At 73.2% G+C, this 20,092-nt stretch carries 20 protein-coding genes; 13 read left to right on the forward strand and 7 right to left on the reverse strand.

Translation table 11 applies throughout. From position 1 onward, the window contains the following. The 4 genes from ACZ4VF_RS12940 to ACZ4VF_RS12955 all read left to right on the forward strand — a co-directional run. The coding region (locus tag ACZ4VF_RS12940; RefSeq protein WP_467925663.1) for an alpha-glucosidase C-terminal domain-containing protein at positions 1-511 on the forward strand (511 nt) is incomplete at its 5' end. A gap of 32 nt (positions 512-543) precedes the next feature. Then, on the forward strand, positions 544-1,908 hold the full coding sequence (locus tag ACZ4VF_RS12945; RefSeq protein WP_467925665.1) for a maltokinase N-terminal cap-like domain-containing protein: 1,365 nt from the start codon (positions 544-546) through the stop codon (positions 1,906-1,908). Positions 1,909-1,911: 3 nt separating this feature from the next. Further along, positions 1,912-4,110, forward strand: a complete 2,199-nt coding sequence (gene glgB / locus ACZ4VF_RS12950) for a 1,4-alpha-glucan branching enzyme (protein WP_467925667.1) — start codon at positions 1,912-1,914, stop codon at positions 4,108-4,110. Positions 4,111-4,202: 92 nt separating this feature from the next. Next, a complete protein-coding gene (locus tag ACZ4VF_RS12955; protein WP_467925669.1) occupies positions 4,203-5,291 on the forward strand; it encodes a glutamate--cysteine ligase 2 in 1,089 nt (362 codons plus the stop codon). 9 nt (positions 5,292-5,300) lie between these two features. On the opposite strand, the gene ACZ4VF_RS12960 is transcribed toward ACZ4VF_RS12955, so the two are convergent. Beyond that, positions 5,301-5,534, reverse strand: a complete 234-nt coding sequence (locus tag ACZ4VF_RS12960; protein ID WP_467925671.1) for a DUF6480 family protein — start codon at positions 5,532-5,534, stop codon at positions 5,301-5,303. Positions 5,535-5,682: 148 nt separating this feature from the next. Here ACZ4VF_RS12960 and ACZ4VF_RS12965 point away from each other — a divergent pair, with 148 nt between their 5' ends. The 5 genes from ACZ4VF_RS12965 (at position 5,683) to ACZ4VF_RS12985 (ending at position 12,363) form a co-directional block, all read left to right on the forward strand. Further along, entirely contained in the window at positions 5,683-7,581 is a 1,899-nt protein-coding gene (locus ACZ4VF_RS12965) for an AMP-dependent synthetase/ligase (RefSeq protein WP_467925673.1), read from the forward strand. A gap of 153 nt (positions 7,582-7,734) precedes the next feature. Beyond that, positions 7,735-8,169 (forward strand): ATP-binding protein, encoded by a 435-nt coding sequence (locus ACZ4VF_RS12970; RefSeq protein ID WP_467925674.1) that lies wholly within the window; start codon positions 7,735-7,737, stop codon positions 8,167-8,169. A 193-nt stretch (positions 8,170-8,362) separates the two neighbouring features. Beyond that, positions 8,363-9,739, forward strand: a complete 1,377-nt coding sequence (locus ACZ4VF_RS12975) for an NAD(P)/FAD-dependent oxidoreductase (protein ID WP_467926549.1) — start codon at positions 8,363-8,365, stop codon at positions 9,737-9,739. Positions 9,740-9,834: 95 nt separating this feature from the next. Beyond that, entirely contained in the window at positions 9,835-10,044 is a 210-nt protein-coding gene (locus ACZ4VF_RS12980) for a DUF4287 domain-containing protein (RefSeq protein ID WP_467925675.1), read from the forward strand. A 96-nt stretch (positions 10,045-10,140) separates the two neighbouring features. Next, on the forward strand, positions 10,141-12,363 hold the full coding sequence (locus ACZ4VF_RS12985; protein ID WP_467926551.1) for an FUSC family protein: 2,223 nt from the start codon (positions 10,141-10,143) through the stop codon (positions 12,361-12,363). 4 nt (positions 12,364-12,367) lie between these two features. On the opposite strand, the gene ACZ4VF_RS12990 is transcribed toward ACZ4VF_RS12985, so the two are convergent. Further along, entirely contained in the window at positions 12,368-13,219 is an 852-nt protein-coding gene (locus ACZ4VF_RS12990; RefSeq protein WP_467925677.1) for a SigB/SigF/SigG family RNA polymerase sigma factor, read from the reverse strand. Positions 13,220-13,452: 233 nt separating this feature from the next. Next, positions 13,453-13,884 (reverse strand): ATP-binding protein, encoded by a 432-nt coding sequence (locus ACZ4VF_RS12995; RefSeq protein WP_467925679.1) that lies wholly within the window; start codon positions 13,882-13,884, stop codon positions 13,453-13,455. Positions 13,885-14,007: 123 nt separating this feature from the next. Between ACZ4VF_RS12995 and ACZ4VF_RS13000 the strand changes: the two genes are divergently transcribed. Further along, complete coding sequence (locus ACZ4VF_RS13000) at positions 14,008-14,250, forward strand: hypothetical protein (protein WP_467925680.1); 243 nt, start codon at positions 14,008-14,010, stop codon at positions 14,248-14,250. Between the two features lie 276 nt (positions 14,251-14,526). Continuing rightward, positions 14,527-14,985 carry a cyclic nucleotide-binding domain-containing protein gene (locus tag ACZ4VF_RS13005; RefSeq protein WP_356155824.1) on the forward strand — a complete coding sequence of 153 codons (459 nt, stop codon included), beginning with the start codon at positions 14,527-14,529 and terminating at the stop codon, positions 14,983-14,985. A gap of 161 nt (positions 14,986-15,146) precedes the next feature. Here the strand turns inward: ACZ4VF_RS13005 and ACZ4VF_RS13010 are convergent, their stop codons facing one another. Together ACZ4VF_RS13010 and ACZ4VF_RS13015 are read right to left on the reverse strand one after the other, a co-directional pair. After that, positions 15,147-16,469, reverse strand: a complete 1,323-nt coding sequence (locus ACZ4VF_RS13010; RefSeq protein WP_467925682.1) for an MFS transporter — start codon at positions 16,467-16,469, stop codon at positions 15,147-15,149. Positions 16,470-16,530: 61 nt separating this feature from the next. Further along, a complete protein-coding gene (locus ACZ4VF_RS13015) occupies positions 16,531-17,145 on the reverse strand; it encodes a LysE/ArgO family amino acid transporter (protein WP_467925684.1) in 615 nt (204 codons plus the stop codon). A 66-nt stretch (positions 17,146-17,211) separates the two neighbouring features. Between ACZ4VF_RS13015 and ACZ4VF_RS13020 the strand changes: the two genes are divergently transcribed. Both ACZ4VF_RS13020 and ACZ4VF_RS13025 read left to right on the forward strand, forming a co-directional pair. Next, positions 17,212-18,099, forward strand: a complete 888-nt coding sequence (locus ACZ4VF_RS13020) for a LysR family transcriptional regulator ArgP (protein WP_467925686.1) — start codon at positions 17,212-17,214, stop codon at positions 18,097-18,099. Between the two features lie 280 nt (positions 18,100-18,379). Next, positions 18,380-18,631 (forward strand): WhiB family transcriptional regulator, encoded by a 252-nt coding sequence (locus ACZ4VF_RS13025; RefSeq protein WP_467925688.1) that lies wholly within the window; start codon positions 18,380-18,382, stop codon positions 18,629-18,631. Positions 18,632-18,724: 93 nt separating this feature from the next. Here the strand turns inward: ACZ4VF_RS13025 and ACZ4VF_RS13030 are convergent, their stop codons facing one another. Further along, positions 18,725-19,174, reverse strand: coding sequence for a DUF6098 family protein (locus ACZ4VF_RS13030; protein ID WP_467925689.1), 450 nt, complete (start codon positions 19,172-19,174; stop codon positions 18,725-18,727). A 176-nt stretch (positions 19,175-19,350) separates the two neighbouring features. Next, positions 19,351-20,067 carry a L,D-transpeptidase family protein gene (locus tag ACZ4VF_RS13035; RefSeq protein ID WP_467925691.1) on the reverse strand — a complete coding sequence of 239 codons (717 nt, stop codon included), beginning with the start codon at positions 20,065-20,067 and terminating at the stop codon, positions 19,351-19,353. Between the last annotated feature and the right edge of the window lie 25 nt (positions 20,068-20,092).

Consider the following 20,092-nt stretch of genomic DNA (forward strand, 5'->3'; position numbering starts at 1 on the left):
CATCTGGCTCGGCGACCGCGACGCCGTCCGCACCCCCATGCAGTGGACGCCCGACCGCAACGCCGGCTTCTCCACGTGCGACCCGGGACGCCTCTACCTCCCCACGATCATGGACCCGGTCTACGGCTACCAGGTCACCAACGTGGAAGCGTCCATGTCCTCCCCGTCCAGCCTGCTGCACTGGACCCGCCGCATGATCGAGATCCGCAAGCAGAACCCGGCCTTCGGACTGGGCTCGTTCACGGAACTGACCTCCTCCAACCCGGCGGTGCTCGCGTTCCTGCGCGAGTACGGCGACGACCTCGTGCTGTGCGTCAACAACTTCTCCCGGTTCGCCCAGCCCACCGAACTCGACCTCAGGGCCTACGACGGACGGCACCCGGTCGAGCTGATCGGCGGGGTCCGCTTCCCCGCCATCGGTGAACTGCCGTACCTGCTCACCCTGCAGGGGCACGGCTTCTACTGGTTCCGGCTCACCCGAGTCGCATCCCGCATCGGCCGCCGCCGCTGACCCGCCCGGCGCCGAGGAAAGGACGCGTCACCATGCCGAAGACCATCACTCCCCGACCGCGTACCGCGGCCGGCCTCGACGGGCCCCTCGCCTCGCTGGGCGGGCTGCTGCGTGACTGGCTGCCGAGGCAACGCTGGTTCGCGGGCAAGGACCGGCCCGTCACCGATCTGACGGTGCTGTCCGTGACGGAGCTGTTCCCGGGGTGTCTGCACCTGCTGGTCCACGCCTCGCACGTGCCGGTGCCCACCCCCGGCGGCACCGCCCCGTCCGGGGACTGCTACCAGCTGCTGCTGGGGCTGCGCCCGCACCTCGCGCCGCGCCTGGAGCGGGCGTTCATCGGGCGCGCCGTGGAGGGTCCGCTGGCCGGGCTCGCGGTGTACGACGCACTGCACGACCCGCGGTCGGCGCATCTGCTGCTGGAGCGGCTGCGGCACCCCGGCGCGGCGGGCCCGCTGCGCTTCGAGGCGGATCCCGGCGCCCTCGTGCCCGGCGGGCTGCCGCCGCGGCTGCTGGACGCCGAGCAGTCCAACTCCTCGATCGTGTACGGCGACGCGTACATCCTGAAGCTGTTCCGCCGGATCCAGCCGGGTGTCAATCCGGACCTGGAGGTGCCGGCGGCGCTGGCCGCGCAGGGCTGCGCCCGGGTGCCGGCGCCGGTGGCCTGGTTCAGCACGGCCGCCCCCCGCCCGGCGACGCTCGGGGTGCTGCAGCCGTTCCTGCCGGACGCCACCGACGGCTGGACGCTGGCGCTGCGCGCGCTCGCCGCGGGCGACCACTTCACCGCCGAGGCCCGCGCGCTGGGCCGGGCCATGGCCGAGGTGCACCTGGCGCTGGCCGAGGCCTTCCCGCCGGCCGGGCCGGGCGAGAACGGCCGTACCGCCGAGGCGATGTGCGCCCGGCTGGACGCCGCCGCGCACGCCGTACCCGGACTGCTGCCCTTCGTTCCCGGGCTGCGGGCCGCGTTCGGGGCGCTCGCCACGTGCGACACCGGGCCGCCCGCCCAGCGCATCCACGGCGATCTGCACCTGGGACAGGTGCTGCGGGCGGGCCGCGACTGGTTCGTGATCGACTTCGAGGGCGAGCCGTCCCGTCCGCTCGCCGAGCGGTGCGCCCCGCAGTCCCCGGTGCGGGACGTCGCCGGGATGCTGCGCTCCTTCGACTACGCGGCCCGGCAGCGCCGCCCCTGGCGACCCGAGTGGGCGCGCCGCTGCCGGGAGGCGTTCTGTGCGGGCTACGCGGCCCGCGCCGGCTGGGACCCACGCAAGAAGCACGCGCTGCTGCGCGCGCACGAGACGGACAGGGCGGTCTACGAGGTGCTGTACGAGGCGAGACACCGGCCGGACTGGCTTCCGGTTCCGATGGCGGCGATCAAGCGGCTCGCGGTGTGGGGAGGCTGACCCATGGCACTGCGCACCACGCGCCCCGAGGCCGCGGGCCCCACGCCGCCCGCGGCCGTGACCCTGGACCCCGCCGACCGCGGCCGGCTGCTGGCCGGCGCGCACCATGACCCGCACGCCCTGCTGGGCGCCCACCCGGTGAAGGGCGGCACGCTCTTCCGGGCGCTGCGCCCGAACGCCCGCGCGGTGAGCGTCGTGATCGACGGGACGCGCACCGAGCTGCGCTCGGAGGGCGACGGTCTCTTCGCCGGCGTGCTGCCGGGCGCGGAGATCCCGTCGTACACCCTGCTGGTGGCGTACGACGACACCGAGCAGGATGTGCACGACCCGTACCGGTTCCTGCCCGCCCTCGGCGAGCTGGACCTGCATCTGATCCGGGAGGGCCGGCACGAGCAGCTGTGGCGGGCGCTCGGGGCCGAGCCGATGGTCCACGAGGGAGTGGCCGGCACCCGCTTCACCGTGTGGGCGCCCAACGCCCAGGGGGTGCGGGTGGCCGGGGACTTCACCTTCTGGGACGGCACCCAGTACCCGATGCGCTCGCTCGGCGCGTCCGGGGTGTGGGAGCTGTTCCTGCCCGGGATCGGCGAGGGCACCCGGTACAAGTTCGAGATCACCTCCCGGTACGGCCACCGGTTCCTGAAGGCCGACCCGATGGCCCGGTGCACGGAGGTGCCGCCGGACACGGCGTCGGTCGTGACGGCCTCGCGGTACACCTGGGGGGACGCGCAGTGGATGGCGCACCGGGGTGACACCCCCGTGCACCAGGCGCCGTTCTCCGTGTACGAGGTGCACCTGCCGTCCTGGCGGCCGGGGGCGACCTACCGCGAGCTGGCGGAGGAGCTGCCGGCGTACGTGAAGGGGATGGGCTTCACGCACGTGGAGCTGATGCCGGTGGCCGGGTATCCCTTCAGCGGTTCGTGGGGGTACCAGGTCACCTCCTACTACGCGCCGACGCCCCGGCTCGGGTCGCCGGACGACTTCCGGTACTTCGTGGACGCCTGCCACCGGGCCGGCCTCGGTGTGATCATGGACTGGGTGCCGGCGCACTTCCCCAAGGACGACTGGGCGCTGGCCCGGTTCGACGGGGACCCGCTGTACGAGCCCGGGAACGCCCTGCGGGCGGAGCATCCGGACTGGGGGACGTACGAGTTCGACTACGGCCGGACCGAGGTGCGCAACTTCCTCGTCGCCAACGCGGTGTACTGGTGCGAGGAGTTCCACATCGACGGGCTGCGGGTGGACGCGGTCGCCTCGATGCTCTACCTGGACTACTCGCGGGACTCCGGACAGTGGGAGCCGAACGTGTTCGGCGGCCGGGAGGACCTGGACGCGGTGGCCTTCCTGCAGGAGATGAACGCCACGGTGTACCGGCGCTGCCCGGGCGTGGTGACCATCGCCGAGGAGTCCACCGCCTGGGACGGGGTGACCCGGCCGACGGACAGCGGCGGGCTCGGGTTCGGGCTGAAGTGGAACATGGGCTGGATGCACGACTCGCTGGAGTACATCCAGAAGGAGCCGGTGCACCGCAAGTACCACCACAACGAGATGACCTTCTCGATGGTGTACGCCTACAGCGAGAACTACGTCCTGCCGATCTCCCACGACGAGGTGGTGCACGGCAAGCAGGCGCTGGTGTCGAAGATGCCCGGCGACTGGTGGCAGCGGCGGGCCAACCACCGGGCCTACCTCGGCTTCATGTGGGCGCACCCCGGCAAGCAGCTGCTGTTCATGGGGCAGGAGTTCGCCCAGGGGGCGGAGTGGTCCCACACGCACGGCCCGGAGTGGTGGCTGCTCGGCGACGACTACCACTCGGCCGGCGACCACCGGGGCGTGCAGGAGCTGGTGCGGCAGCTGAACACGGTCTACCGGGCGACCCCGGCGCTGTGGCAGCGGGACACCGACCCGGGTGGTTTCCGGTGGGTGCTGTGCGACGCGGCGGACGACAACGTCCTGGCGTTCCTGCGGTTCGCCGCCGACGGTGGCCCGCTGCTGGCCGTGTCCAACTTCTCCCCCGTCGTCCGGCACGACTACCGGCTGTGGGTGCCGGAGGGGCCCGCCGCCTGGCGCGAGGAGCTGAACACCGACGACGTCCGTTACGGCGGCGGGGGCGTGCGCACCGAGGGGCCGGTCAAGCCGGAGGAGGGGGCCCTGCGGCTCACCCTGCCGCCGCTCGCCACCGTCTGGCTCGTGCCGGAGAGCTGAAAGCCGCAGGTGTCGGCGGCCGTGCCGGGGGCAGTCGGGGTCGTACAGACCCACGACTGCCCCGAGCGGCACGGACAGAAGGGCGGCACCAGGTGCGCACCGTCGGAGTGGAGGAAGAACTCCTTCTGGTCGATCCGGACACCGGCGACCCGAAGGCGCTGGCGGCGGCCGTCCTCGCCCATGCCGCCCAGGACGATCCCGAACAGGACGTGTTCGAGAAGGAACTGTTCGGGCAGATGCTGGAGTTCGCCACGCATCCGCAGTCGGACATGGCGGCCCTCGGCGACGAGATCGTCCGCTGCCGCAAGGAGGCGGCCCGGCACGCCGGGCAGATCGGCTGCGGGGTCGCGGCGCTGGCCAGCTCGCCCCTGCCGACCAGCCCCGCCCTCAGCGTGAACGAGCGCTACCAGTGGCTCGCCGAGCGGTTCGGGATACCCACCTGGGACCAACTGGTGTGCGGCTGTCATGTGCATGTAGCAGTGGAGTCCGACGAGGAGGGCGTCGCGGTCCTCGACCGGATCGCTCCCTGGCTGCCGGTGCTGCGGGCGATCAGCGGGAACTCCCCGTTCTGGCAGGGCAGGGACAGCGGCTACGCCAGCTACCGCAGCCGGGTGTGGAACCGGTGGCCGTCGGCCGGGCCGACCGAGCCGTTCGGGTCCGCGGAGCGGTACCACCGGCGGGTGGCCGACATGGTGGCCACCGGCGTCATCCTGGACGAGGCGATGGCCTACTTCGACGCGCGGCTGTCGGCGAACTACCCGACGGTGGAGATCCGGGTGTCGGACGTCTGCCTGTCCGCGGAGAGCGCCCTGCTGATCGCCACGCTCTGCCGGGCCCTGGTGGAGACGACCGCCCGGGAGTGGCGGGCGGGCCGTCCGGTGCCCGACCCGGGCGTCAGCCTGCTGCGGCTGGCCGACTGGCAGGCCGCCCGGTTCGGACTGGAGGGAGACCTCCTCGACCCGGTCACCCTGCGGCCCCAGCCCGCCCCGCGGGTGCTGCGCTCCCTGCTGGAGTACGTCGGGGAGGCGCTCGACGAGAGCGGTGACGCGGCCCGCGCCGAGCGGACCGTCGGGGAACTGCTGCGGACGGGCAACGGCGCGCGGGAGCAGCGCGGGCTGCTGGAGCGCACCGGCAGCCTGCGCGACGTCGTCACCGAGTGCGTGCGGCGCACGCAGGCCTGAGCGGGCCGGTCAGAGGATCAGGACCAGGGCGTACACCAGGAAGAAGGCCGCGATCAGCACGACCAGCAGCAGGATGAGGGTCATCGGTGCCTTGGCCCAGCCCCTGCGCTGGACGTGCGGCTCACGGGGCCCGGCCTCGGGCAGGCTGCTCTCGGCGGGCGGGGTCTCGCCGGGCGGCACTCCCCCGCCTGGTTCCAGGCCGGTCGTACGCTCGGGTTCCGGATCGGGGTTCACATAGCTCATGCCCCCCGAGTCCCCAGGACACGGCCACATCATCAGCCGATCACGATTCTCCGTTCCCGTCACCGAACGCGGCCGCCTGGGCTACATTCGAGCACCGCCGACACCGAGCCGATCGGCGGAGTGGCCCTCCGTACCCCAGGAGCAGCGCATGCGGGACGTCGCCCTCGCTCCAGCCGTTCTCCCGCCGCTCACCGGCGGCCTCGCCGACAGCGTCTTCCAGCGGGCCGAGCGCGATCCGGCGCTGCCGGTGCTGGCGCGCCGGGCCCGTCCGCCCGCGGCCGGGTGGGAGGAGGTGACGGCGGTCGAGCTGCGGGACGAGGTGGTCGACCTGGCCAAGGGCCTGGTCGCCGCCGGGATCTCGCCCGGCCACCGGGTCGCCGTGATGGCCCGGACCCGCTACGAGTGGACGGTGCTCGCCCTCGCGCTGTGGGCCGTGGGCGCCGAGGTCGTGCCGATCCATCCGGCCTCCTCGCGCGAGCAGGTCGAGTGGATCCTGCGGGACGCCGGCTGTGTGGCCGTGGCCGTGGAGGACGAGCAGGGCGTCATGACCGTCGGCACGGTGTGCACCCGGCTGCCGCGGCTGCGGCACGTCTGGCAGCTCGACGCGGGCGCGCTGTACGACCTCGTGGAGCGGGGCGCGGTGGTCTCCCCCACCACCGTGGAGTCGCTGCGGCGGATCGTGCTGCCGGACGCCACCGCGGCCGTCGTCTACACCTCCGGCACCTCCGGCCGGCCGATGGGCTGCGCGCTCAGCCACGGGAACCTGGCCTACCCGTGCGACACCCTGCTGGCCGGCTGGGCGCACACGGCGGCACCGGCGGGGGAACAGCCGTCCGTCCTGGCCTTCCTGCCGTTCTCCCACGTCTACGGCATCATGATCATGCTGATGTGTGTGCGCGGCGGAGTGCTGATGGCGCACGAGCCGGAGCTGACCGAGACGGCACTGGCCTCGGCCCTGACCACGTTCCGTCCGACCTACCTGTACGGCGTGCCGTCGGTGTTCGAGCGGCTCTACAAGACCTTCCTGCGCACCGCCCAACAGACGGGCCGGGGTGTGCTGTTCGAGCGGGCCGCGCAGACCGCGCGGGAGTTCGCCGCGGCCGAGGAGCGCCGCCGGCTGGGCACCGGACCGGGCCCCGGGCTCGAACTGAGGCTGCAGCACGCCCTGTACGAGCGGACGGTGTACCGCAGGCTGCGGGCCGCGCTCGGCGGGCGGGTGGTGCGCGGCACCTCCGGCGGCAGTGCGCTGAACCGCGAACTGTGCCTGTTCTACGAGGGCATCGGCGTGTTCGTGCACGACGGCTACGGACTCACCGAGGCCTCCGGCGGGATCACCATGCAGCCGCTGGGCCGGGAGAAGTCCGGGACCGTGGGGCTGCCGCTGCCGGGCACCGAGGTCCGGGTGGCCGACGACGGGGAGATCCTGGTGCGCGGGCCGTCGGTGTTCCAGGGCTACGTCAGCGACGAGCGGGCGACCCGGGCCGCGCTGCGCGGCGGCTGGCTGGCCACCGGGGACATCGGGCGGCTGGACGCCGACGGCTATCTGACGATCACCGGACGCAAGAAGGACATCATCGTCACCAGCGGCGGCAAGAGCGTGGCGCCGGCCCTGCTGGAGCAGCGGCTGCGCATGCACCCGCTCGTCCACCAGGCGGTGGTGCTCGGCGACGACCGGCCCTGCGTCGGCGCCCTGCTCACCCTGGACCCGGAGTTCCTCGCCCACTGGCGGGGCGCCCTGGCCCTGCCGGGCGACGCCCGGGCCCGGGAGACCCGGGAGGAGAACGCGCTGCGGGAGGAGATCGCGCGGGCGGTGGCCTCCGCCAACAGCGCGGTGTCCCGCGCCGAGTCCATCCGGGTCTACCGTGTCCTCCAGGAACCGTTCGCCCCGGACAACGGGCTGCTCACCCCGTCTCTGAAGCTGCGCCGGGACGCCGTCGTGCGGCACTACGCGGCCGAGATCGAGGCGATGTACCAGGCGCGGTCCCGGTCGCGTCCGGTGGTGCAGGAACCGGCCGAGTGGGACGAACCGGACGATGTCTTCCGCTGAGGAAGCGCCGTGACGGACAGCCGGACCGAGGGGGGACGGATAGCCTGCGCCGCTGGGGGAACCCGCACGCAGCGAGAGAGATCAGCAACGACGACCGTCCTGGTCGCGGGGACCGCACCGGTACCTCGCCGGCCGGGACCCGGGGAATGCGAGATGGTGACGGAGCCGCGCTGGGACGACACACCGCCCTCGGAGGAGAGGTACGAGCGTACGTTCTCCTTCCCCGGGGAGCTGCGCAACGTCACGGGGGCGCGGCTCGCCGCGGAGGAGTACCTCTGCGCGCTCGCCCGGGACGCACCGCCGGGGGCGCACGAGTACTGGGACGACATCCTGCTGGTCGTGACCGAGCTGGCCGCGAACGCGATCCAGTACGCGCCTGGCCCGTTCGACCTGCGGTTGCGCCGCACCTTCGACGGGGTGCACGTGACGATGCGGGACACGAGCACGACCAGGCCGGAGCCGCGGCCGTTCCACCCGCGGACGGGCGGAGGCGGTATCGGCTGGCATCTGGTGCACACGCTGTGCACCCAGGTCAGCGTCGTCGTGCACGACCGCGGCAAGGACATCCACGCGTTCCTGCCCTGGTGAGCATGTGGGACGAACGGACGAGTGGTGGCCGGCCGGTGCGCGCGAGCGCGGGCGCCCGCCGGTCACCGCGTGTTCGTCTGCCTGCCGTACCCGGCTGGCACAACGGCCGGCGGCGCGGTGGGATCGGAGTCGGCACAGCGATCCGGGGCAGGCGAACGGCGTGGAGTCGGACAGCCTGGAGCCGCAGAAAGGGATGGACACCGTGACACGACCCAGGATCCTCGTGGTGGGCGCCGGTTTCGCCGGAGTGGAGTGCGTCCGCCGCCTGGAGCGGAAACTCGCCCCGGACGAGGCCGACGTCACGCTGGTGACGCCGTTCGCCTATCAGCTCTATCTGCCGCTGCTGCCCCAGGTCGCCTCCGGCGTGCTCACGCCGCAGTCGATCGCCCTGTCGCTGCGCCGCAGCAGGAGGTACCGCACGCGGATCATCCCGGGCGGCGCGATCGGCGTCGACCTGAAGGCGAAGGTGTGCGTCATCCGCACCATCACCGACAAGATCGTCAACGAGCCCTACGACTACATCGTGCTGGCACCCGGCAGCGTGACCCGCACCTTCGACATCCCGGGCCTGACCGAACACGCCTTCGGGATGAAGACCCTGGCCGAGGCCGCCTACATCCGCGACCACGTCATCTCGCAGCTCGACCTGGCGGACGCCAGCGACGACCCGGCCGAGCGGGCGGCGCGGCTGCAGTTCGTGGTGGTCGGCGGCGGCTACGCGGGCACCGAGACGGCGGCCTGCCTGCAGCGGCTGACGCACGCGGCCGTGCAGCGCTACCCGCGGCTGGACCCGAGCCTGATCAAGTGGCATCTGATCGACATCGCGCCCAAGCTCATGCCGGAGCTGGGCGACAGGCTCGGCCGCAGCGCGCAGGAGATCCTGAAGCGGCGGGGCATCGAGGTCTCGTTGGGGGTGTCGATCGACAAGGCGGGCCCGGAGGAGGTCACCTTCACCGACGGCCGGGTGGTGCCGACGCACACCCTGATCTGGACGGCCGGTGTGGTCGCCAGCCCGCTGATCGCCACGCTCGGCGCGGAGACCGTCAAGGGCCGGCTGGCCGTCACCCCGGAGATGTGCCTGCCGGGCGAGGACGGGGTGTTCGCGCTCGGCGACTCGGCGGCCGTGCCGGACCTGGCCAAGGGCCAGGACGGCGCGGTCTGCCCGCCCACCGCGCAGCACGCCATGCGGCAGGGCAGGAAGGTCGCCGAGAACGTCATCGCGGCGCTGCGGGGGCAGCCGATGCAGCCGTACGTGCACAAGGACCTGGGACTCGTCGTCGACCTCGGCGGCAAGGACGCGGTGTCCAAGCCGCTGGGGGTCGAGCTGCGCGGGGTGCCCGCGCAGGCGGTGGCGCGCGGCTACCACTGGTCGGCGCTGCGCACCAATGTCGCCAAGGCCCGGGTGATGACCAACTGGCTGCTGAACGCGGTCGCGGGCGACGATTTCGTCCGCACCGGCTTCCAGGCCCGCAAGCCGGCCCGGCTGAAGGACTTCGAGTTCACGGACGCGTACCTGACGCCGGAACAGGTACGGGCCCGGGTGGAGGGCGCGGACGCCACTCCCTCGTGATGTGACGCGGATCACCGGGAGGCCGCCGATCATTCCGCACCCGATCGGCGGTCTTCTCCTGTGACCGGCAGACATCACACGGAGGGACACCCGATATGACCGAGAAGGCCGTGAAGGGCCCGGCGAGCTACTTCCCGTCGATCGAGAAGAAGTACGGCCGCCCGGTCGGCGAGTGGCAGGAGCTGATCCGCTCCTCGCCGCTGACGAAGCACATGGAACTCGTGGCCTGGCTCAAGTCCGAGCACGGGCTCGGCCACGGACACGCGAACGCGCTGGTGGCCGCCACCCTGGCCGGGGGCCGGTAGTCCGGGCCCTCGTGCGATGCTGGGTCGGAGATCGATTTCCGGCACGGGAGAGAGCACGGCGGCGTGAGCACAGCGGGACGGTCGGGACGGGTACGGATGTGGGACCGGCTCGCGGCGTCGGATCCCGGGCTGCTCCGGCTCGCCGCGGGGCTGCGCACGGTCGTCGCGATCGCGCTGACCCTCGCCGTCCTGGCCACGCTGCGCGTCCCGGTGTCCCAGCTGGTGGCCGGGGCCATGGCGGCGATGGTCGCCACCTTCGCCATCCGGGAGAAGCAGCGCGGCCCGCAGGCCGTCACCCTCGCGCTCGGCCTGCCGGTGGCGCTGGCCTCGGTGTCGCTGGGCACGCTGCTCAACCAGCGGGTGGTCGTCGGCGACCTGTTCTTCGTCGTCCTCATCACTTGCGCCGTCTACGGCCGCCGGTTCGGCGACCGCGGTACGGCGCTGGGGCTGATCGGCTTCCAGGTCTACTTCCTGTCGCTGTTCGTGGGCGCGGCCCCGTCCGCGCTGCCCGCGCTGTACGGCGTGATCTGCGTGGCGTTCGCGTGCAGCGCCACCGCCCGGTTCGCGCTGCTGCCGCAGACCCCGGCGGGCACGCTGGACCGGCTCCGGCGGGCCTTCCGCGCCCGGCTCGCCCAGCTGCTCGCCACGCAGGCCGAGTTGCTGGACGCCGGCCCCGAGGACGCCGAGAAGGTGCTGGAGGACCTGCGCGAAGGCACCGCGCGGCTGCACGAGGCGGCGCTGATGATCCAGGGCCGGCTGGAGGACGGCGTCCTGGACCCGGCGGTGGCCCGGCTGCTCCAGCGCCGCGTCGCGGACGCCGAGATCGCCGCCGAGCGGCTCGGCCTGCTGCTGCTCACCGCGCGCACCGCCCGGCGCACGGACACCCTCACCCTGCACCTGCCCGGCGCACCGCTGCCCTCCGGGGTGGAGCTGCCGGTGCGGGACGAGGCGGCGGACGCGCTGCGCCGCGATCTGGGGGCGCTGCGGCTGCTGATGCTGCGGCCCGCCGGGGAGGCGTCGGGCACCGCGCTCGCCCAGGTGCGCAACCGGCTCCTCGGCTACCGCGAGGAGGAGAACCTGCCCCCGGCCTCCCCGGCCGTGCAGGACGTCTTCCGGGGCCTCGGCGAGGCAGCCCGGGCCTCGCTCGGCCTGCGGGTCGCCCTGGAGGGGCCGCAGGACGACTCCGACGACACCCCGGCGACCGCCCGCTCACGGGAGGAGCTGGACGCGGAGGACGCCGCGATCGAGAGCAGCGAGGAGCACGAGCCGGAGGAGCCGGAGCCGGCCGGCCTGCAGCGCCCCACCACCCGGGCCGCCGTCCAGGTCGCCGTCGGCTCCTCGCTGGCCATCGCCGGCGGCGAGCTGCTGTCCAGCCAGCGCTGGTACTGGGCGGTGCTGACCTGCTGGATCGTTTTCCTGAACACCGCCTCCACCGGCGAGATCCTGGTGAAGGGCTACCGGCGGCTGCTGGGCACGGTGCTGGGGGTGGTGGCCGGCATCGGGCTGGCCGCGCTGGTCGGGCACCACACGTGGACGGCGTTCGCGCTGGTGCTGCTGCTCATCTTCGCGATGTTCTACACCGCTCCCCTGTCGTACACGCTGATGTCGTTCTTCGTGACGGCCATGCTCGGGCTGCTGTACACCCTGCTGAACACCTACAGCCTGTCGGTGCTGGTGCTGCGGATCGAGGAGACGGCGCTCGGCGCGGCCTGCGGGGTGTTCGCGGCGGCCGTCGTGCTGCCGATCCACACCGACCGCCGGACCAACGACCTCCTCGTGGCGGTCCTCGACCGGCTCGCGGAGGTGACGCGGGGCGCCGTCGACCAGCTGAGCGGCGGCGCGGGCGGCGACCTGGTGGAGCAGGCGCGCGAGCTGGACCAGGCGCTGGCGGACCTGCGCGCGGCGACTCAGCCGCTGACCCATCCGATCACACCGCTGCGCTCGCGCCGGGACACGGCCCGGTACGTGGTGGCGCTGCTGGAGACCTGCGCGTACCACGGGCGGTCCCTCGCGGCCACGGCCGAGCTGCTGCCGACGCATCCGTCGATCGCGGCGGATCCGCGGCTGCGCGGGGCGTGCGGGCGGATCGTGCACAACATCGAGGCGATCGCCGCGCACGTCACGGATCCGCGGTCTGCCACGGAGATCGAAACCGGCCCCAGCATCGCGTCGATGCTGGAGCCGGGAACCCTGCGCACCCCGCGCTACGGCCGCGTGACCGACCGGGTGCTGCGTCATCTGCAGCGGCTCGACGAAGCCGTCTCCGGCCTGGCCCGGCCGCTGGGCGTCGCCGGCGGGCCGGCGCAACCGCGCGGATGACCGTTCACCTGGGGTCGGCGGAGCCGGGGCGGCGGCTGCCGAGCACCTCGTCGCGGACCCGCGCGCAGCTGCGGCTGATCAGCCGGGAGACGTGCATCTGGGAGATGCCGAGCCGGTCGGCGATGCGGCTCTGCGTCATGTCCTCGAAGAAGCGCATGTAGAGGATGGCCCGCTCGCGCTCGGGCAGCCGGCGCAGTCCTTCCTTGGCGGCCTCGCGGTCGACGACGACGTCGAAGGAGGTGTCGGTGGCACCGAGGGTGTCGGCGAGGCTGTAGCCGTCGTCCCCGGCGGAGAGTTCGGCGTCCAGGGAGAGCGTGCTGAAGCTCTCCAGCGCCTCCAGGCCGGCCGTCACCTCCTCCTCGCTGAGCCCGGTGTGGGCGGCGATGTCGGCGGCGGTGGGTTCGGGGCTGCCGGGGTTCTGGGTGAGTTCCCGCCGGGCCACGCGGACCCGGTTGCGCAGTTCCTGCACCCGGCGCGGCACCCTGAGGGCCCACATCCGGTCGCGGAAGTGCCGCTTGACCTCTCCGGTGATGGTCGGCACGGCATAGCTCTCGAAGGCCCCTCGGGAGGGGTCGAAGCGGTCGATGGCCTTGACCAGACCGAGCGCGGCCACCTGGCGCAGGTCCTCGACGGACTCGCCGCGGTCGCGGAAGCGGCCGGCGATCCGGTGGGCCATGGGCAGCCAGGCGGTGACGAGTTCGTCGCGTACGGCGTCCCGCTCGGGACCGTCCTCCAGCTCCGCCAGCCGGACGAACAGCTCCGCGGTGTCGGGGGCGTCGTCGTGGTTCCGCCGGGTGGGCGCCGCGGCGGCGGTGGCGGGCGTGCCGGGACGGCTTGTCGACATGTCGGTCAGCATGCGGAATCGCTCCTGAACGTGGTTTCAGGGCACGGCCGGAACATCGGTTCCGGGTCTGGGCCCGAACGGTGGTGTCAGGGTTGGCCGCGGGTGAGCTGCCGTGGCCCGCCGGGAGGGGGGCCGAGGCAGCGGTGTTTCCCCGCTGGGCGCGCGCCTCCGGTCCGAAGCACGAAATTCCGTCTGCCCCTCGGCCCGACGGGCAAACGCCGCTGAGCGGAACTTCGAAAACCGCTTCAGCGCCACGGTACGACGGCCGTGATGCGCTTGCCTCCGCAGGGCAGCTCGGCCACCCGGACGTCCCGGGCCAGCCGGCAGACGATGGGCCAGCCCCGGCCGCCGGGCCGGGCGCCGCGCTCGTCGGCGGGCCGGTGGGCCACGGGGAGTTCGTCGCTGCGGTCGCTGACCGAGACGCGGACACCCCCGGAGTCGACGTCGACGTCGAATCCGGTGATGCCGCCGCCGTGGAGCAGCGCGTTGGTGGTGAGTTCCGAGGTCACCAGCAGGGCGTCCTGAACGGCTTCGGCCGGGCACGGCAGGGCGCGGGCCCGGCACCGTTCGTTCATGACCCGTTCGACCGTTCTGCGGGCCTCGGCCGGCCGGGTGGGTGGCCGGCGGCATGCTTCCGGCAGGGTCGTGGCGGAGCGGGTCCGGTGTTGTTCGAGCATCCCTTCCTCCCTGAGCGGTGCCCGGATTGCGGGGTTCTCCCTGTCCGGCTGACCCTTTCGGGCGCTGCCAAACACCCACCGTGCCGGTGTCATCACGGCGGACCGGCCGGGTATCCGACGGGCATGACCGATGTCGTGGACGCTGACGAGTTGTTGCGGAGGATCCGGCGCGGCCGGGAGCGTGCGGCCGAGGAGGAGCGGGCCTGGCGGGAACGGGCTCTGAGCCTGACGGCGACGGACCCGGAAGGCGCCCGGGAGGCGGCGGACCGGGCCCGGGCGTTCGAGGTGGTGCTGCGGGTGCTGGACGAGATCGTGAGCCCGGGCCGGAGCCCGGAGCGGACGGAAGGAGTGAAACAGGTCACTTGACCCGGTTTCTGGTTGCCCAGACGTACGGCAGATGATTTATCGTTCATCCATACGTGATGCCGGAGCGGCGCGGAACCGTCCTTCCCCCCTCCCCGCGTCACCGCATACGGCCCTGGCTGGTTTCCCCCGTCCAGCCAGGGCTTTTTGCTGCCCCGAGCGCGACACGCGGGCGGAGATCCGCCCGCCTCGACGTGCTCCGGGCGGTCACAGCGGCTGAAATGGGCTGGAGAGCACAGCACCCGAACCGCAACCGCCGCCGGCGAGGAGCCATGCGCCATGACCAAAGCGATCAAACTGCTCACCGCCCTCCCCCAGGCGCAGCGCGAGCGCCTGATGGAGCTGGCCAAGGAGGTCTCCTTCCCGGAGGACACCCGCATCTTCGAGGCGGGCGGCACCGCTGACCGGTTCTGGGTGATCCGCTCGGGCGCGGTCCACCTCGACACCCAGGTCACCTCCCGGCAGCGGGTCACCGTGGCCACGCTCGGCGCGGGCGACATGCTCGGCTGGTCCTGGCTCTTCCCGCCGTACGAGTGGGACTTCGGCGCGGTGGCCTTCAGCAACGTACGGGCCTACGAGTTCGACGGGCCGTCGGTGCTCGGGCTGTGCGTGGAGGACCCGCTGCTCGGGCTCTCACTGGTGCGGACGGTGGCCGAGGTCCTCGCCCACCGCCTGGAGACGACCCGCGGAAAACTGATGGAGCAGTACACGATGCGGCGGCGCAGCGGCCCGCTCTAGGGGTTCTCGTGCGGATCCGGCCGCGGTGTCCGGTGCGGTGCGTGGCCAGGCGGAGGACCGGCGGCGTGCCGGGCGTACCGGGTGGGTGACCCGGCGACGCGGCGAGCCGTCGTGCCGGCGTCGCGGACCCGGCCCGGGCACGGGCCCCCTGGGCCGGGACCTCAGATCCGGTAGCGGCGCAGGGCGGGGACTGCGGCGGCCAGGGCCAGCATCACCACGACGACCAGGGCGCCGCCGCCCGCGACCGCTGCCCGCGGGCCGAACACCGAGCCGGCGGTGCCGTGCAGCACGTCGGCCAGGCGCGGGCCGCCCGCGACGACCACCGTGAAGACCCCCTGCATCCGGCCGCGCATGTCGTCGGTCGCGGCCGACAGCAGGATGGCGCCGCGGAAGACCATCGAGACCATGTCGGCGACGCCGGCCGCGGCGAGGAAGGCCAGGGCGACCCACAGGTTCCCGCTCAGTCCGAACCCGGCGACGGCCGCCCCCCAGCCGACGACCGCGCCGATCACCATCCAGCCGTGCCGGCGGGCCCGCGAGAACGCACCGGAGAACAGGCCTCCGAGCACCGCGCCCACCGGGATGCCCGCGAACAGCACACCGAGCGCCAGGCCCTCGCCCCAGGAGCCGTACGTGTCCGCGGCCAGCTCGGGGAAGAGGGCGCGGGGCATGCCGAACACCATGGCGACGATGTCGGCGAGGAAGGACAGCAGCAGCACCTCGTGCCGGGAGATGTACCGGAAGCCCGCCGCTATCTCGCGCAGCCCGGCCCGGCGCGCTGCCTCGCCGAGCGGCGGCAGCGCGGGCAGCCGGAAGACGGCCCACACCGTCACGCACAGCGCCAGCGCGTCGATCAGGTACAGCTCGGGCAGCCCGATGACCGGGATGAGCGCACCGGCCAGCAGCGGCCCTGCCACCAGGCCGGTCTGCATCACCGTCGACCCCAGGGCGTTGGCGGCCGGCAGCTGCTCGGCGGGGACCAACCGCGCTATGGAGGCGGTCCGGGCGGGTGCGTTGAGCCCGAAGAACGCCTGCTGCAGCGCGAGCAGCACCATGAGGACGACGACCGAGTCCATACCGGTGACGGCCTGGGCCCAGAACAGCAGCGAGGTGACCGCGATACCGCTGTTGGTGACCAGCAGCAGCTTGCGCCGGTCCACGGTGTCGGCGACCGCCCCGCCCCACAGCGCGAAGGCCACCATCGGCAGCAGCCCGGCGAGGCTCGCGTAGCCGACCCAGGCCGAGGAGTGCGTGATGTCGTAGATCTGCTTGGGCACGGCGACGGCGGTGAGCTGGCTGCCGACGGCGGTGACGATGGTCGACGACCACAGGCGCCGGTAGGCGGGGATGCGCAGCGGGCGGGTGTCCATCGCCCAGCGGCGCCAGCCGCGCCGCCGGGGGTCCTCGGCCGCCGGCGCGTCGGTGGCGGTTTCGGTGCTGCTGCTCTCGGTCGCGTCCACGGATGTCCTGGTTGCTCGATACATCTTTTCGGTTTGAGAGCCTAACTATTCCAGGAGCACCCGTGCACACCGAACGGGTCCTGGCTCAGGAGCCGGCGATCAGGGTCGCGCCCAGGGCGACCATGGTGAGGGCGACCAGACCGTCCAGCACGCGCCAGGCGCCCGGACGGGCCAGATGGCGGCCGAGCAGCCGGGCGCCGAAACCGAGCGCGGCGAACCAGCACAGGCTGGCGAGCGCGGCGCCGAGCCCGAAGCTCCAGCGCAGCGGGCCCCGGTCGGCGGCCAGGGAGCCGACCAGGAACACGGTGTCCAGGTAGACGTGCGGGTTCAGCCAGGTCATCGCCAGGCAGGTGAGCACCGCCCGCCGGCGCGACCCGGTCACCTCGCCCTCCGCGCGCAGCCCGGCGCCGGGCCCGGTCACCCGGCGGGCGGCCAGGACGCCGTAGCAGAGGAGGAAGGCGCCCCCGACGATCCCGACCGCGCGGAGCGCGCCCGGCCAGGCCACCACCACGGCGCCGACCCCGGCGACACCCAGCGTGATGAGCACCGCGTCGGACAGGGCGCAGATGCCGACGACCGCGAGCACCGCGTCCCGGCGCACCCCCTGCCTGAGGACGAAGGCGTTCTGGGCACCGATGGCGACGATCAAGGAGAGGCCGGTGCCGAATCCGGCGGCCGCGGCGGTCAGGGCGTGGTTCATGCCGCCGACGCTAGAAGAGGGCTCATCTCAAGTACAGCTAAAGATTTTTACGTACCCTTAGTGCTCGTGATGTCAGAGCTGCCAATGGAACAGGTCCGGACGCTGCTCGCCGTCGTGGACGAGGGCACCTTCGACGCGGCCGCCGCCGCGCTGCACGTGACGCCGTCCGCGGTCAGCCAGCGGGTCAAGGCGCTCGAACAGCGCACCGGCCGGGTACTGCTCCAGCGCACCAAGCCGGTGCGGCCGACGGAGTCCGGCGCGGTGCTGGTCCGGTACGCCCGGCAGCTCGCCCGGCTGGAGCGGGACGCCTGGGGTGAGCTGGGGCTGAGCGGCGACGGGGAGCCGACGCGGGTCTCGGTCGCGGTGAACGCGGACTCGCTGGCGACCTGGTTCCTGCCGGCGCTCGCCCTGGTCCCGGGCCTCTGCTTCGAACTGCACCGGGAGGACGAGGACCACACGGCGGCACTGCTGCGCGAGGGCCTGGTGATGGCGGCCGTGACCTCCTCCCCCGACCCCGTTCCGGGCTGCACGATCCGTGCCCTCGGCCGGATGCGGTACCTGCCGGTGGCCGCGCCCGGGTTCGCCGCGGCCCAGGTGGACGGGCGGCCCCTGCTGGAGGCGCTGTCCCGGGCTCCGGTGGTGGTCTTCGACCGCAAGGACGACTTCCAGGACGCCTTCGCACGCCGGCTGGGCTGCGGATCCGCCGGCCCGTTCCGGCACCACGTGCCCACGTCGGAGGGGTTCCTGGACACCGTCGCCGCCGGACTGGGCTGGGGCATGGTCCCGGAGGTGCAGGCCGGTCCCCTGCTGGACCGGGGGCGGCTGGTCGTGCTCGCGCCCGGCGCGTGGATGGACGTCACGCTTCACTGGCAGCAGTGGAAACTGGACTCCCCCGCACTGGCGGCCCTGGCGGACGCGGTGGCGGCGACGGCGCAGCGGGCGCTGCGCGACTGAACCGAAGAACCGCCGCTCGGCGCGCCGGTCACCGGACGGAATCGCTGCCCGATTGAACTGCCCCTATTCCGGGACGAGTTGAGCGACACGAAGCTCTCCGTGGCGCACCCGCCGACCTGTTGGGAGGGCGGGGTCCCGCGCATGCCGGCCGATTCTCCACCGCTTCTTCCGTTTCACGCCGTCCCGACCGGTGACCCGAACCCGGACAACGCGTCCTGAACGCAAGCGGAACGCGTTTCGACAGGGCACGGACGACTTCCGATCCGAGCAGGAGACTCCGATGGAGAACTGGCGCGACCATGCCGCGTGCCGTCACGAGGACCCCGATCTGTTCTTTCCGATCGGCACGACCGGGCCGGCACAGGTGCAGAGCGAGCAGGCCAAGGCGGTGTGCCGGGGCTGCCCGGTACGGGACCAGTGCCTGGAGTGGGCGCTGGACACGGACCAGAGCATCGGCATCTGGGGCGGTACGACGGAGCTGGAACGCCGGACACTGCGGCGGCGCGCCCGCTCCCGGCCGCGCTCGGGCTGACCCCCGGACGGTGGGGGGGCTGAGCACCGCGCGGGCTCAGCTCCCCCCACCCAGCGGCCCGGCGCCACTCAGGGTGCCCGGCGCCCCGCACACTCAGCGGCCGCCGCGGCGCAGCGTTCCCCACTCCCGCTCCTGCCGGGCCACTTCCTTCCTGGCCGCGTCGATCACGTCGTCGGCGATCCAGCACAGCGGCTCGACGTCGACCACCAGCGGCTCGTTGTCGGGACCCCGGCCGGTCTCCCGGCCCCGAAGGACCCAGGGACGGACCCCGGAGCCCTTGTCGTGCGGCAGGTGCGCGTAGTCGTAGAGCCGGCGCGCCACCCACAGCTCGACCGACCGGTCCTGCCACCAGTCCTCCACGTCGAGCGGATTGGCGGACAGCCCCGGCATGGGGACGCCGGTCAGCTCGTCGATGCTGGAGACCTTCTGGAGGTCGGCGCCCGGTCCCTTGGACCAGCGCACGTACAGGCCGCGCCGCCGTCCGACCAGGCGGGCCGCCTCCGCGAGCGTCGTGACGACCGGCAGATCCTCCGGTGCGCTCATGACATGACCTCCCTCTGCTGCGCTTCGCGCGACCGGAGTACCCCCGGCGCGCGCCGGAAACCGGATCCCGTGGTCCGCTCTCCGGACTCCTCGGGCGCTCAGGACGCTCAGGGCTCGTCGCCGGACGGGGGCACGGCGGGCAGCCGGTGCGCGCACGGGTTCGGAGCCCAGGCGGCTCAGTGCGCGAGCCAGTCGGCGTCGCCCATGACGACCACCGGGTGCCTGCCGGGGTCCAGGGTGCGCAGGAGGTCCTTCATGTGCGCCTTGGCGACGCTGACGCAGCCGTGGGTGGGCCCGCCGTGGTCGACGTGGAGCCACACGCCGCCGCCGCGCTCCGGGCCCAGTGGCCGGGTCCAGTCCAGCGGCGAGGTGCCGGGCCTGCGGTTGTAGTCGATGGCGATGACGTAGTCGAAGGAGCCTTCCAGCGGCTCGCCCTCGAAGCCGGTGCCGGGCGAGTGGAACCCGCCGGAGCGGTGGTACGGGAGCCTGCTGCCCGGGTCGGGGAGCAGGCCGCCGGCGTCGGAGAGGGTGTAGACGCCGAGCGGGGAGCGCAGGTCGCCGATCATGTGGTGGGCGCTCCAGCCGCGCAGCGCGTTGTGGGCGGGCCAGGCGGGCCCCGCCCGCCAGCCGGTGGCGGTGCGCTGGTGCAGGACCACCGTGCAGAGCGGGGAGTCCTCGCCGCGTCCCGTGACGACGACGGCCTGCGAGCAGCGCTCGGGTATCGCCGCGGACCGCCGGCGTCCCAGCCCGGGTATGCCGTGCGGGACCGGCGGTGCGGCGGCGCCGGAGGCGGGCGTCGGGGGCCGGCGCCCGGTCGCCTCGGCTCCGCCGCCGCAGCCGGTGAGCAGCGGCGGGGAGACGAGGAGGGCTACAGCGGTTCTGCGTCGGATCATGGGCCGATCGTGGCGTACGGTCGTG

Source organism: Streptomyces sp. NPDC029151 (genome assembly GCF_055564315.1).

Coding starts and splice junctions, on each gene's coding strand:
- glgB (WP_467925667.1), top strand. CDS start 1,912: ATGGCACTGCGCACCACGCGCCCCGAGGCCGCGGGCCCCACGCCGCCC.
- ACZ4VF_RS13000 (WP_467925680.1), top strand. CDS start 14,008: ATGACCGATGTCGTGGACGCTGACGAGTTGTTGCGGAGGATCCGGCGC.
- ACZ4VF_RS13030 (WP_467925689.1), bottom strand. CDS start 19,174: ATGAGCGCACCGGAGGATCTGCCGGTCGTCACGACGCTCGCGGAGGCG.
- ACZ4VF_RS12980 (WP_467925675.1), top strand. CDS start 9,835: ATGACCGAGAAGGCCGTGAAGGGCCCGGCGAGCTACTTCCCGTCGATC.
- ACZ4VF_RS12975 (WP_467926549.1), top strand. CDS start 8,363: ATGGACACCGTGACACGACCCAGGATCCTCGTGGTGGGCGCCGGTTTC.
- ACZ4VF_RS13025 (WP_467925688.1), top strand. CDS start 18,380: ATGGAGAACTGGCGCGACCATGCCGCGTGCCGTCACGAGGACCCCGAT.
- ACZ4VF_RS12960 (WP_467925671.1), bottom strand. CDS start 5,534: ATGAGCTATGTGAACCCCGATCCGGAACCCGAGCGTACGACCGGCCTG.
- ACZ4VF_RS13035 (WP_467925691.1), bottom strand. CDS start 20,067: ATGATCCGACGCAGAACCGCTGTAGCCCTCCTCGTCTCCCCGCCGCTG.
- ACZ4VF_RS12995 (WP_467925679.1), bottom strand. CDS start 13,884: ATGCTCGAACAACACCGGACCCGCTCCGCCACGACCCTGCCGGAAGCA.
- ACZ4VF_RS12945 (WP_467925665.1), top strand. CDS start 544: ATGCCGAAGACCATCACTCCCCGACCGCGTACCGCGGCCGGCCTCGAC.
- ACZ4VF_RS13010 (WP_467925682.1), bottom strand. CDS start 16,469: ATGTATCGAGCAACCAGGACATCCGTGGACGCGACCGAGAGCAGCAGC.
- ACZ4VF_RS13015 (WP_467925684.1), bottom strand. CDS start 17,145: ATGAACCACGCCCTGACCGCCGCGGCCGCCGGATTCGGCACCGGCCTC.
- ACZ4VF_RS12985 (WP_467926551.1), top strand. CDS start 10,141: ATGTGGGACCGGCTCGCGGCGTCGGATCCCGGGCTGCTCCGGCTCGCC.
- ACZ4VF_RS12990 (WP_467925677.1), bottom strand. CDS start 13,219: ATGCTGACCGACATGTCGACAAGCCGTCCCGGCACGCCCGCCACCGCC.
- ACZ4VF_RS12970 (WP_467925674.1), top strand. CDS start 7,735: ATGGTGACGGAGCCGCGCTGGGACGACACACCGCCCTCGGAGGAGAGG.
- ACZ4VF_RS12965 (WP_467925673.1), top strand. CDS start 5,683: ATGCGGGACGTCGCCCTCGCTCCAGCCGTTCTCCCGCCGCTCACCGGC.
- ACZ4VF_RS13005 (WP_356155824.1), top strand. CDS start 14,527: ATGACCAAAGCGATCAAACTGCTCACCGCCCTCCCCCAGGCGCAGCGC.